The organism is Nostoc sphaeroides (genome assembly GCF_003443655.1).
Lineage (GTDB): Bacteria > Cyanobacteriota > Cyanobacteriia > Cyanobacteriales > Nostocaceae > Nostoc > Nostoc sphaeroides.
This window is the reverse complement of the sequence record NZ_CP031941.1, coordinates 57,501-70,081: the sequence shown is the minus strand read 5'-3', so window position 1 is coordinate 70,081 and position 12,581 is coordinate 57,501. Positions and strand designations below refer to the sequence as shown.

The window sequence follows — 12,581 nt, the reverse complement described above, 5'->3', positions numbered from 1 at the left end:
TGCTTAACAATTTTTATTTATTCTCAATATTTTATGCCTAACTCTTGTCGCAAGCGATACAGAATTGTATTTTGGTCAACTTGAGAGAGAATTTCTTGAATGACGCTGCTAGCGCCCAACTGTCCCCAAGTGCAGCCTTTTTCGAGATAGACTTGGGCGGCTTTGCCGACGGAGTATGCGCCATAACCGGCGATACCACCTTGAGCGATCGCACTGCTAGCAAAGGCAGTAATATTGCTGGGATTGTCACCACTGGTTATTGCTGCCGTACTTTTACCCAAACCCAAAAGCAAACTGCTACCTAATTCTCCCAGTAGCAAGCCACCAGAACTAAATAAAATCGTTTTTAAAATTTTCCCGGCTTCGTAGCTAGTCATCGGCAAACCATACAATCTAGCTAGGGCGCGTATTAAAGCCAAATCAGCAACAGTTCCGCCAAGGATATCTAAAAAAGCAATGGGATTGAGCATTACTGCCAAAGCTTTGTATTTGGTAAATTGCCAAATGATATTTTCAGCTTCTTGTTCGCGTAATTCGATGGTTTTTTGAGCGATCGCGGCTTCTGCATCTCGTGCTTGGATGAGTGCATTTAAAGCCAAAAGCGATCGCCCTTCCCGATTGAGAATATTCAGAATTGTTTCTTTGAGTTCGTCTACTTGCGGTGGTGGTGTCTCCCATTCGTAACTGACACGCCCATCAGGCCACTCAACCCGCACTTCCATTGCTGCTGGTTCCGCCGCCACCATGACAATTTCATCTGGTAGTAAAGGTTTCGCTTGAGGATGCCCGGCACCGAGTTGTTGCAAATTTTGGTAAATCGCTCCCTGGTCTGTATCTGGGTAAAGGTCTATTTTGTTAAATACTAAAATCAGGGGTTTTTGCGATCGCCGCAATTCTAGCAGTGCTTGATACTCAGTGCGTGTGATATCACCAGACACAACAAACAAAATCAAATCAGCCTGATGTACTACTCCTCGCGCCATGTCTGCCCGTAACTCACCCTCAATTTCATCTAATCCGGGAGTATCAATTAACTCTACTAGTACCTTACCACCGGGCTGCCAACGAACGGAACGGGGCCATTGAGTGACACCGTTCAGGGGCCCAGTTTGCAAAATCTTCTCTCCTAGTAAGGCATTCAAAACTGCTGACTTACCACGACTCACCAAACCAAAGGCAGCAATTCTAATGACGTTAGAATCCAGTTTGTTGAGTGTGGAGTTCAAAGCTTCCAATTCTGGTTTCAACAAACCTGCCAATTCTGGGTTGGATGAAAGCTGTCCTGACTTACGAAGATATCCATACCAAGACAGCGCTTGTCTGAGACTGGCGCGGGCACGATTTAAATGAGTTTCTTGCAGATTTCGCACGAAGTTAGGTTGATTCAAGGTTGGACAAACAACAGGCTACATATCCATTTTGATCTAATTCCAAGGCTGTTAACCTGTTTTGTCTTTCTTAAGCAATTATTTTGATGATTTGCATACCTTTTAATGCAATGTCCATTCAGAAGGTGGGATCGTGTTGATTATCCCAACACTTGCGATCGCGCCAGTTTCTGCCAGTATGTTCACATTCAGATGCATCATCTATCCAAGGAATCGATGTAGAGTGGTGCGACGTTCCAATGGAAGCGGATAAGCTAGCAGTGAATAAAGGCAATAAGAAGGATAAAATTATCAATGTACAAATAGGTAGAACGATTAAATGTCCACTGAGCAGCACAATTTTAGTAGGTGTCCAAAAAGTTCTGCTTATTTTCTTATTTCTTTTGGGATTTTTTAAACTGGTTTTGGAATTCGAGAAAAGCATAATGCAACCCTATTAATGTCAGATTATATAGCAATTCCATTTGATTTTTAACAGCAAAGCTGACTGAGAGCTAGCCGGATTGGGTTTTGCTCTCAGTAATTTTGGCAAAAATCAAATAAAAATTCTATATCACGATCAATTTTTTTATGTAATAACATTATTGAAGGTATATTCTCTGATGTCAAAGGTGTAAATGACTACTTGTTACAAATTTTAATCTTTGAGCGCTAAAAAATATTTATAATGAAAATACTTTGAAGTTTTAGTAATCGTCCCTGCGTAAATACCGGCAGATTTAACTCATAGCCTTCCACCGCCGATGCTGCATTGTTGTATTGCGATCGCCTTTTGGGTAAACAGGAAATTTTATTCGCTGTCGCAGCCTTTGGGCCCCGAAAGCATGATTTTGGATTCACTGCTGAGTGTATACCTAATTTGGTTAGCAAAATTTTGCGTGATGCTGGCAGTATAGAAGTAGCGTTAATTTATTTATGCCTACACAGAAGATTTTTTAAATTACGTATAGACTAGCTTGATCAAAGAAAACAGATACGGGGACGCAAAGAACAACTCTCCCTATCTCTGTGTCCCCGTGTCTCTTTAGTGAAGGGCTACCACCAAATTCGATTTCCATTTTCGTCAACTCGTGCTTCCCGAATCATGTCAGAAATCTCTTCGGCATCTTTAACGTGGTGGAGTGCTTTCTTTGTGCCATCGGGTTCATCTACAACGAAGTAAGTCGGGACTGTGATTTTGTCACCTGTAATATCTGGTACATCATCTACAGCTACCTGTTTAGCCTTTTCTTCAACAGATTGAGACTCATCAGCAATTCTATCTCCTGGATTTGCTGTTAAGTTTCTTTCATTGACGTTGGGTTCTTGGCGCAAATGTGTATCCTCACTTACTGGTTGATTAATTTGATTTTCTTGATTTTGATTAGTCATGGCTTTTTCAGGTATTGAAAATACTAGTTTTAGTAGTAACATTCTAAAAAATCGAGGATACGAAGAGTTCTTTCTCTGGAGAGACTTTGAGAAGAACACGTCTTAGGTTAGATATTTACTCTGATGAATTTACTTCTTTAGTTGAAATGGGGTATATTTACCCCCCAATGCTTCTACAATTGTGCGGGTATTCACCTCCATCATTTTGATGTAAGAATCTCCTGGACTTCCCTTAGCGCCAATTGAATCAGAATAGAGTTGATTTGGTGCTAATTTCACCCCTGCTTCTTGGGCAACAGTTTTAATTAAAGCCGGGTTAATTGTAGTCTCAGCAAAAATTGCAGAAATGCCGATTTTTTTAATCGACTCTACCAATCGCTGAACTGTTTGAGCGCTTGGTTGTTCTTCGGTACTAATGCCAATTAAAGTACCTGCGATCGCAATCCCATAAGCATGTCCATAATATTGGAATGCATCATGGGTTGTTACCAGTTTGCGCTTATCTATAGGGATAGTTTGAATCTGTTGATTAATCCAACTATGCAACTGTTTTAATTCATTAGTAAGTTGCAATGCCTTTTGAGTAAATTTTTCTCTATCTTCAGGTGATTGCTTAATCAAAGCATCCCGTATTGCATTCGTCATTGCGATCGCATTTTCTGCACTACCCCAAACGTGCGGATCTGGTACAACTTCTCCTTTGCCTTTATCAAGCTGCAAAGAGTTGACAACTTCCCCTACAGCTAACTTTTGTGCCTTACTACCAGAAGCATTCATCAATTTAATCAGCCCCGGTTCCAGGTTGTAGCCGTTATACAAAATTAAGTCGGCTTCTTCCAAAACCCTGCTGTCTGCTGGTACTGGTTCGTAAACATGGGGATCAGTACCCGGTTTCAAGATTCCACTTAGTTGAATTTTCTCTCCTGCAACCTCTTGTGCTAAATCAGCAATGATGGTACTAGTTGCAACCACTCGCGGCTTATCTCCCTTGGCAGTGTTGGAGTTAGAGTCTTTCTGCGTACAACTGAGTAAAGCTAAAGACACAAGCATTCCCAAACAAAGCCGGAAAAGCATTTTTCCCTTCATCCTGCTGATTATTCCCTCGCCGTAAGGATTACTGCCGTCTATCTTTAGTATTAGTTTCATTTATCTTGTTTATTACATCTAATTATAGATTTTTTCATATTTCTCTCATTTTTATAGTAAGCTCAAGAAATAAATATTTAAACCTGATTATGAAAAATATCTCTTTTCCTGCAAAATTGAGCCTATCCCAGACAAAAATAGAGGAAATGCCTGCAAAAACTATCAAATTTGACACGAGTTCTAAAGCAGCAATTAACATTGCCCATTTAGGGGTATACTACCGAACACAAGAAGCCTTAAGGGACGTTAACTGTGTTGTCAAACCGGGAAAACTGACTGGTATTTTTGGCCCCAACGGTGCTGGCAAAAGTACGCTAATGAAAGCAATGTTAGGCTTGGTTCCTGTTAGTAGTGGTACTGTGCTATGCCAAGGCAAACCCTTGATGCAACAATTAGATAAAGTTGCCTATGTACCACAACGTAGCCAAATTGACTGGACTTACCCCGCTACAGTCTGGGATGTAGTCATGATGGGACGGGTAAAGAAAACAGGTTGGTTGCGTAGCTTCTCGACAGTTAGCCGCCAAGTAGCAAAAAATGCCATAGAAAGAGTTGGGATGAGCGAATATTGCGATCGCCCCATAGGACAATTATCAGGAGGACAACAACAACGAGTATTTTTAGCCCGTGCTTTAACACAGCAAGCAGAAATCTTTTGCTTTGATGAACCTCTAGTAGGCATTGATCAAAAAACCCAGGCAGTGATTTTTGAAGTGTTCCATGAACTCGCCGCCGATAACAAAATTGTGCTAGTAGTCAACCACGACTTAGGGGAATCAATCACCCACTTTGATGATTTAATATTACTAAATCGTGAATTAATCGCCACAGGTTCACGCCAACAAGTACTTACACAAGAGAATTTAAATCTCGCTTATGGTGGTAAAGTAATGTACTTTTCAGACGCTGCATAAAATGTCATTGGTAGCGAATGACAAATGACAAATGACAAATGACAAATGACAAAATATGTTACAAGCATTAATTGAGCCGTTGCAATACGGCTTTATGCAGCGATCGCTAGTGATTGCGATTTTAGTTGGGATGTTGTGTGCAGTTGTAGGCAGCTACTTAATGGTGCAGCGACTAGCTTTGCTGGGTGATGCCATCAGTCACTCAGTTTTACCAGGACTAGCGATCGCTTTTATGGTAGGAGCAAATATATATATTGGGGCATTTATTGCCGGAGTTTTGAGTACAATGGCGATCGCCTGGATTAGAGTGCGATCGCCAATCAAAGAAGATGCGGCAATGGGCATAGTTTTTTCAGCATTCTTTGCCCTTGGTATCACCCTAATTACTGTTATTCAAAAAGATAACAAAATCGACCTGAACCACTTCCTTTTCGGTAACATTCTCGGTGTTACTATTGATGAAGTGCGGGATACTGCTATTATTGCCACTATTGTTTTAATAGTTGTTATTTTATTATACAAAGAGCTTTTATTTTACACATTTGATCCTTTAGGCGCTCAAGCCGCAGGTTTACCCGTGAATCGGCTAAACTTTGGACTGATGGTGCTAATAGCTTTAACAATAGTCGCCAGCATGAAAGCTGTCGGTGTAATTTTAGTATTATCACTTTTAATTACACCAGGAGCTACCGCCTATTTATTAGTTAAACGCCTCAACCAAGTAATGATTTTGGGTGCGGTAATTGGCGTAATTTCTAGTATTAGCGGTATGTATCTTAGCTACTTTTATAACTTGCCCTCTGGGCCTGCGATCGTATTAGTAGTATCTGGATTATTTTTGCTAGCATTACTATTTGGTCCTAAATACGGTATTTTTACTAATAGACAACTTAAAACCAAAGAATAATTGTAATGCGATCGCACCGTAGTATATTGGTAGACCTTTCTTGGTAAATCGGGTCATGAAAGAAAATTTTTCTACTAATGGCAAAATTCCAGCTAGGATAAAAACGCGCCGGGATTTTTTAACTTACACACTAGCTAGTAAGCTGTTGGACAAATAACCTTGCATATTATCTGGAAGTAAAACTATTGTGGGGTGGGCATCTTGCCCGCCCTGGTTATGCAAATTAAAAGTACATTAGCTTACAATCGCATCAGTAGCGATCGCATATCTATTTCCCAAAGTGAAATAAGTCTAGAAACCCTTTGCTCCCTGTATCCAAAGAATTCGGGCTGTCAAAATTATATTCCAGGATCTGTGGCACTGGACAAAGAGGGTAAACAAATTGACACTAATGCACTGTTGACAATCGCAAAACCAGGAATTCCGATTTTTGTAAAAGGCTTGCCAGACAATAGCGTTGATTATCTCATCATTCAAGACGGGCCAAAGATTGCTGAGTACGCTATCAATCCAATTTGTACCCATTTAGGATGTACAGTTGAGTGGGATCTTGAGAAAAATCACTTTATTTGTCCTTGTCATGGATCTCAATACGATTCTCAGGGTCGAGCCGCTCATGGCCCAGCAAAGCGTTCCTTACCACTAATCACTATAGCAGGGCTATTTCATTATCATCTAGCCCGCCTTAGAATAAATTCTGAGGCTAATAGCATTCATTCGTCTAAAGACGACTAAGAAAGGCTTTTAGTCCACTTTAGTGGACTTGGGCTAAAAGCCTGTGAACTTTAGTTCTGGGCGGTTATGTCTAGAACGAAATAGCCCTGAGCACTATAGTGGTTAAGCAAAACCAAGTTCGTTTATTTGATCACAAACCTGCTGTTGATCCTCGTTAACCCACCAGTATCAGATTAGATAAGACAATGCCACCATACTTTTTGAGCAAGTTATAAAATAACAAAAATTACTGCATGATTTAAATTTGTCGGGTAAGCTGACAAGAGCAGTTTTAATCCTCAAAACAATGACCGCAAGTAGTCCCACGATTTTAGCCCTGGACTTTGATGGAGTGATTTGCGACGGACTAATTGAATATTTTGAGGTAGCATGGCGTACCTACTGTGAAATTTGGTCTTTTGCTAACGACACACCACCAGATGATTTAGCTTTAAGATTCTATCGTCTACGACCTGTAATTGAAACAGGTTGGGAAATGCCCGTTTTAATCAAAGCTTTGGTAGATGGAATTCTTGATGATAAAATTCTTCATGAATGGACAAGTATCGCTCCAAAACTCTTGTTAGATGACAAGCTGCAAGGAAGAGAAATTGGCGCGAAACTAGATAAACAACGAGATGAATGGATTACCACAGATTTAGATGGTTGGCTAAGTCTGCATAGATTTTATCCAGGTGTAATAGAAAAAATCAAATTAACTCTTGACAGTGGAGTTAAGCTATACATTGTGACAACTAAAGAAGGGCGTTTTGTCCAGCAATTGTTGCAACAAGAAGGAGTGAATTTACCAGCAGAATCAATTATTGGCAAAGAAGTCAAACGTCCTAAATATGAAATTCTGCGAGAATTAAAGCAGGAAGCAGAAAACAAGCCAGTTAGTCTCTGGTTTGTAGAAGATAGACTCAAGACATTGCACTTAGTCCAACAGCAAGCAGACCTTGAAAAAGTGAAACTCTTCCTCGCAGACTGGGGCTATAATACCCAAGCAGAAAGGGAATCCGCCCAAAATGATCCGCGAATTCATCTGTTATCACTGTCTCACTTTGCCAAAGATTTCTCTGCTTGGCTTTAAATAGATGAAATACCTTGCAATCATCTCTTGATGCCTTTATCCTAAAACGGCTTATCATTGTCCAGATTTCTGTAACAGTCAAATTGTTGCGTTTACCGATATCCCGCCAGGAATTTAAGTTCCTGGCTTATAACCAAAGTCCACTCAAGTGGACTGAAATCATTTATTTAGTCGTCTGAAGAGAACTTTAGTTATTAGCTTTGGAATTTATTCCAACGCCAAATTGTAACAAAGGTGGATATATAGCAAAGATTATAAACCAGAAGCTTACGTTTTTCTATTTAGGTAAAATAATAACTCATAACTATTCACTCCTCATTTAGCACTTACTTTTATGCTTGATCTCACAAAACTGGCGCGACAAATGCAGGGTTTAAGTCAGCATCTTACTTTAGAAGCTGTTGCGAGTCGTCAGCGTTTAGAATTGGCGCAACAACATCTCAAAAATGCTTACGAGTCTCAACAAGATTTAATCGATCGCCAGGAAAAATGGCGCGATCGCATTCTCTTTGCTAATGCTACCCCAATAGAGCCGTTAGAAACCTGCATTGATATCCCAGTTCCCCCCAAAATTCATACTGTCATCGCTACCGATGGTTCCCAAATTGCCCCCAACCATCACGAAATTGCTTACTGTTATCTCCTAAATATCGGCAGAGTAGTTTTACACTACGGACAAAATCGCCATCCGATACTCGATAGTTTGCCAGAAGTATTTTACCGCCCAGAAGATTTATATATGTCTCGGCAGTGGGGAATTAGAACCGAGGAATGGATGAGTTTTCGCCGCACTGCTTCAGAAGCAACGGTGTTAGCAGAACTTGCATGTGCAGCCAAAGGGGAAGCACCAGCATTAGCGATGGTAGATGGTTCCTTAATTTACTGGTTTCTAGAACAATTACCGATGGATGCCCGCGATCGCATTTTACCCCCCATATTAGAAGCTTGGCAGCAAATGCGTGATGCTCAAATTCCCTTAATGGGCTATCTTAGTGCCTCTCGCAGCATCGAAACAATGAACTTTTTACGCTTATTAGCTTGTCCTCATCCAGCACCTGACTGTAAAACTTATTGCCCAAATCAGTTAGAAAAAGTAGCTTGTAAAATTTTTGAACAGTTGCGAGATACTTCTGTTTGGGCAACCCGACTCAAACCAGGACAACGTAGTACCCTGTGGCGCAGTAATTCCCCCATCCTCGAACTCTACGGAGATCAAACCATTTACTTTTGCTATGTCCACGTTGGCACCGAAATCGCCCGGATTGAAGTTCCAGCATGGGTAGCAGAGAGTGTAACCATACTAGATCAAGCATTGGGGCTAATGCTAGCACAAGTCCAAAAAGGATATGGCTACCCAGTTGCGATCGCAGAAGCCCATAACCAAGCAGTAGTAAAAGGTGGCGATAGAACGCGTTTCTTTGCCCTCCTCGAACAACAAATGATTAAAGCCGGTCTAAAAAATGTGGGAACTTCCTATAAAGAAGCCAGAAAGCGCGGCAGTATTGCTTAAATCAGGGAATAAATGCTTACATAAACAGAACTCATAAAATAACATTGTCTGATAATTGAAGTCCACTCAAGTGGACTAAATGATCAATTCAGTCCACTTGAGTGGACTTCAGCTATTAGCCCTGAACTTCAGTTCTGGGCGGGATGTCGGTGAGTGTGACAGTTTCACTGTGACAAAAATCTGGCTAGAGGGTTTTCAACTTGTGTGTACACCGTAGGATCTTCGGGAGTGGAGACAAAGCGTAGCTTTGGTGGGGGTGGGTTTCTTCGGGTTTAATAAGCAATCAAGCGGACAGATATTACCTAAAATTAGTTGTTATTTTAGATGGCTTTTGGGTAACTATATAAATAATAGTAGAGATGAAAAAAATGCAAAAAAACCAGAAAAAGGAGAACTGATAATTTTAAGACAATATGGTGTAATAACACACATTGTTCGGGTACTCGACGACAAAATCAACACCGAATCAACGGATAAAAATGAATTTAATATTTATCGTTCAGTATTTACGAGCGATTTTTTGTAACTCCCTTTATTCAGGGACTCGTTCAGCAAAACCAACTTCTGTTGTTAGTCTACGATATTGATGGGGAGGTAATTCAACAATGGCTACCGTCAACGAATACCGACAACACATCCAAAACCTGCTAACAGAACGCGCCAAACTCGTGTGGGACGATCGCATCCAAGCCCAAACTATTTTCGATACCGAACGCGACCACTACCAACTAGTCTACGTTGGTTGGCGCGGCTCAAAGCGACTGTATGGCACTGTCCTTCACCTCGACATCATCGATCGCAAAATTTGGATTCAACAAGATGGTACCGAAGTTGGGATTGCAAACCAGTTAGTTGAACTCGGTGTCCCCAAAGAAGACATTGTTTTAGGCTTTGATCCTCCAAAAATGCGACATTACACCGACTTTGCAGTAGGATAATTCACCTCATGATATTTAAAGTACAATCCTCATACTCAAATCCAACCACTTCGACTGAGTAATCGGCGCACTGCTAGAAATATAGTCAACACCGGTTTCCGCCACACCGCGAATCGTTTCCAAAGTTACATTCCCCGAAGCTTCAATTTTCACCCGACTATCCTGCTGGCGAATCAATTGCACCGCCTGAGGCATCATATCCAAAGGCATATTATCCAACATAATAATGTCAGCGTTGTACTGCAAAGCTTCTTTCACCTGCTCTAAACTTTCCGTCTCAACCTCTATAGTCAAGGGATAAGGTATCTGAGAACGAATACGGGTAACAGCTTCTCCAATTCCCCCAGCCGCCGCAATATGATTATCCTTAATCATCACTGCATCATCCAACCCCATGCGGTGATTAATCGCCCCACCCAAAGCAGTCGCATACTTTTCCAACAGTCTCAGTCCTGGTGTCGTTTTACGCGTATCCACCAACTGAGCAGGTAAATCAGCAATTTTCTCTACATATATATTAGTCAGCGTAGCAATCCCACTCAACCGCATAGCCAAATTGAGCGCAACTCGTTCCCCCATGAGCAGCGTATCCAGCGAACCATGAATTTCAGCTACTACCTGTCCCGGTTCACACCATGTACCTTCAGCCGCAACCGCCACAAAGCTGGCTTTTTCATTCAAAATCTGAAACACCCTAGCAGCAAGTGGTAAGCCAGCAATTATTCCTGAAGCTTTAGCTATCCATTTAGCCGAGCCTAGCGTCACATCTTCTACTAGTAGCGTATTTGTTGTGCGATCGCCCCTGCCAATATCCTCCATCAACCAGCCACGCAACAGTGGATCTAAAACCAACCAGGGTGGCAAAACACCAGAATTCCTCACAACTTTATTGCTTCCTTAGTGACTTCCAGCAATACTATAGCCTATAACCCTTGCTCTCTAAGGCTTTCATAGTGACTGTGAAACAGTCCCAAAATAATTTGGAAAAATGGTTGACACAATGAAGTAGGTTCGCTATATTGAATAAGTGCCTGAAGCGGAGCGAGAAAAGCGACGCCAAAAGGTGAACCGAACCTTGAAAATATTATAGTTTGAAAGCGATTATACAGCAAGTAGTTTGGGTCTAAGAAAATAAAGATAACTAAGCTGAAGTTAAAAAAGAGCAGCTAATTGAGCTTACAAACGCTTCAAAACGGAGAGTTTGATCCTGGCTCAGGATGAACGCTGGCGGTATGCTTAACACATGCAAGTCGAACGAAATCTTTCGGGATTTAGTGGCGGACGGGTGAGTAACGCGTGAGAATCTGGCTCTAGGTCTGGGACAACCACTGGAAACGGTGGCTAATACTGGATGTGCCGAAAGGTGAAAGGTTAACTGCCTGGAGATGAGCTCGCGTCTGATTAGCTAGTAGGTGTGGTAAGAGCGCACCTAGGCGACGATCAGTAGCTGGTCTGAGAGGACGATCAGCCACACTGGGACTGAGACACGGCCCAGACTCCTACGGGAGGCAGCAGTGGGGAATTTTCCGCAATGGGCGAAAGCCTGACGGAGCAATACCGCGTGAGGGAGGAAGGCTCTTGGGTCGTAAACCTCTTTTCTCAGGGAAGAAGACAATGACGGTACCTGAGGAATAAGCATCGGCTAACTCCGTGCCAGCAGCCGCGGTAATACGGAGGATGCAAGCGTTATCCGGAATGATTGGGCGTAAAGCGTCCGCAGGTGGCGATGTAAGTCTGCTGTTAAAGAGTCTAGCTCAACTAGATAAGAGCAGTGGAAACTACATAGCTAGAGTACGTTCGGGGCAGAGGGAATTCCTGGTGTAGCGGTGAAATGCGTAGAGATCAGGAAGAACACCAGTGGCGAAGGCGCTCTGCTAGGCCGTAACTGACACTGAGGGACGAAAGCTAGGGGAGCGAATGGGATTAGATACCCCAGTAGTCCTAGCCGTAAACGATGGATACTAGGCGTGGCTTGTATCGACCCGAGCCGTGCCGTAGCTAACGCGTTAAGTATCCCGCCTGGGGAGTACGCCGGCAACGGTGAAACTCAAAGGAATTGACGGGGGCCCGCACAAGCGGTGGAGTATGTGGTTTAATTCGATGCAACGCGAAGAACCTTACCAAGGCTTGACATGTCGCGAATTGGAGTGAAAGCTTCAAGTGCCTTCGGGAGCGCGAACACAGGTGGTGCATGGCTGTCGTCAGCTCGTGTCGTGAGATGTTGGGTTAAGTCCCGCAACGAGCGCAACCCTCGTTTTTAGTTGCCAGCATTAAGTTGGGCACTCTAGAGAGACTGCCGGTGACAAACCGGAGGAAGGTGGGGATGACGTCAAGTCAGCATGCCCCTTACGCCTTGGGCTACACACGTACTACAATGCTCCGGACAGAGGGCAGCAAGATAGCGATGTCAAGCAAATCCCACAAACCGGAGCTCAGTTCAGATCGCAGGCTGCAACTCGCCTGCGTGAAGGAGGAATCGCTAGTAATTGCAGGTCAGCATACTGCAGTGAATTCGTTCCCGGGCCTTGTACACACCGCCCGTCACACCATGGAAGCTGGTAGTGCCCGAAGTCATTACTCCAACCATTCGTGGAGGAGGA

13 protein-coding genes and 1 rRNA gene (1 of these 14 only partly in view) are annotated in these 12,581 nt (G+C 42.6%); 8 read left to right on the top strand and 6 right to left on the bottom strand.

The window, feature by feature from the left end:
• Positions 1-23: 23 nt before the first annotated feature.
• The 5 genes from D1367_RS00385 to D1367_RS00370 all read right to left on the bottom strand — a co-directional run bounded on the left by D1367_RS00385 (position 24) and on the right by D1367_RS00370 (position 3,905).
• Positions 24-1,370 carry a GTP-binding protein gene (locus D1367_RS00385; protein WP_118161671.1) on the bottom strand — a complete coding sequence of 449 codons (1,347 nt, stop codon included), beginning with the start codon at positions 1,368-1,370 and terminating at the stop codon, positions 24-26.
• 136 nt (positions 1,371-1,506) lie between these two features.
• On the bottom strand, positions 1,507-1,812 hold the full coding sequence (locus D1367_RS29995) for a hypothetical protein (RefSeq protein ID WP_147337316.1): 306 nt from the start codon (positions 1,810-1,812) through the stop codon (positions 1,507-1,509).
• Between the two features lie 227 nt (positions 1,813-2,039).
• Complete coding sequence (locus tag D1367_RS30270) at positions 2,040-2,228, bottom strand: hypothetical protein (RefSeq protein ID WP_181985012.1); 189 nt, start codon at positions 2,226-2,228, stop codon at positions 2,040-2,042.
• A gap of 195 nt (positions 2,229-2,423) precedes the next feature.
• The gene (locus D1367_RS00375) at positions 2,424-2,759 is read right to left on the bottom strand and encodes a hypothetical protein (protein ID WP_118170974.1); all 336 of its coding nucleotides are present in this window, start codon (positions 2,757-2,759) and stop codon (positions 2,424-2,426) included.
• Positions 2,760-2,888: 129 nt separating this feature from the next.
• Positions 2,889-3,905: a metal ABC transporter substrate-binding protein gene (locus D1367_RS00370; RefSeq protein ID WP_118161669.1), complete on the bottom strand. Its 1,017-nt coding sequence runs from the start codon at positions 3,903-3,905 to the stop codon at positions 2,889-2,891.
• Between the two features lie 146 nt (positions 3,906-4,051).
• Between D1367_RS00370 and D1367_RS00365 the strand changes: the two genes are divergently transcribed.
• From D1367_RS00365 to D1367_RS00330, 7 genes are all read left to right on the top strand, one after another.
• Complete coding sequence (locus tag D1367_RS00365) at positions 4,052-4,819, top strand: metal ABC transporter ATP-binding protein (protein WP_118170971.1); 768 nt, start codon at positions 4,052-4,054, stop codon at positions 4,817-4,819.
• A 55-nt stretch (positions 4,820-4,874) separates the two neighbouring features.
• Positions 4,875-5,726 (top strand): metal ABC transporter permease, encoded by an 852-nt coding sequence (locus D1367_RS00360; protein ID WP_118161668.1) that lies wholly within the window; start codon positions 4,875-4,877, stop codon positions 5,724-5,726.
• 201 nt (positions 5,727-5,927) lie between these two features.
• Positions 5,928-6,461 (top strand): Rieske 2Fe-2S domain-containing protein, encoded by a 534-nt coding sequence (locus D1367_RS32570; protein ID WP_276469595.1) that lies wholly within the window; start codon positions 5,928-5,930, stop codon positions 6,459-6,461.
• Positions 6,462-6,747: 286 nt separating this feature from the next.
• Positions 6,748-7,533 (top strand): HAD family hydrolase, encoded by a 786-nt coding sequence (locus D1367_RS00345; RefSeq protein WP_118161666.1) that lies wholly within the window; start codon positions 6,748-6,750, stop codon positions 7,531-7,533.
• Positions 7,534-7,867: 334 nt separating this feature from the next.
• A complete protein-coding gene (locus tag D1367_RS00340) occupies positions 7,868-9,043 on the top strand; it encodes a DNA double-strand break repair nuclease NurA (protein WP_118161665.1) in 1,176 nt (391 codons plus the stop codon).
• A 79-nt stretch (positions 9,044-9,122) separates the two neighbouring features.
• Positions 9,123-9,260, top strand: coding sequence for a hypothetical protein (locus D1367_RS30265; protein ID WP_181985010.1), 138 nt, complete (start codon positions 9,123-9,125; stop codon positions 9,258-9,260).
• 388 nt (positions 9,261-9,648) lie between these two features.
• Complete coding sequence (locus D1367_RS00330; RefSeq protein ID WP_118161663.1) at positions 9,649-9,981, top strand: XisI protein; 333 nt, start codon at positions 9,649-9,651, stop codon at positions 9,979-9,981.
• A 15-nt stretch (positions 9,982-9,996) separates the two neighbouring features.
• Here the strand turns inward: D1367_RS00330 and nadC are convergent, their stop codons facing one another.
• Entirely contained in the window at positions 9,997-10,863 is an 867-nt protein-coding gene (gene nadC, locus D1367_RS00325; protein ID WP_118161662.1) for a carboxylating nicotinate-nucleotide diphosphorylase, read from the bottom strand.
• A gap of 307 nt (positions 10,864-11,170) precedes the next feature.
• Between nadC and D1367_RS00320 the strand changes: the two genes are divergently transcribed.
• Positions 11,171-12,581 (top strand): 16S ribosomal RNA (locus D1367_RS00320) (it continues 80 nt past the right edge of the window).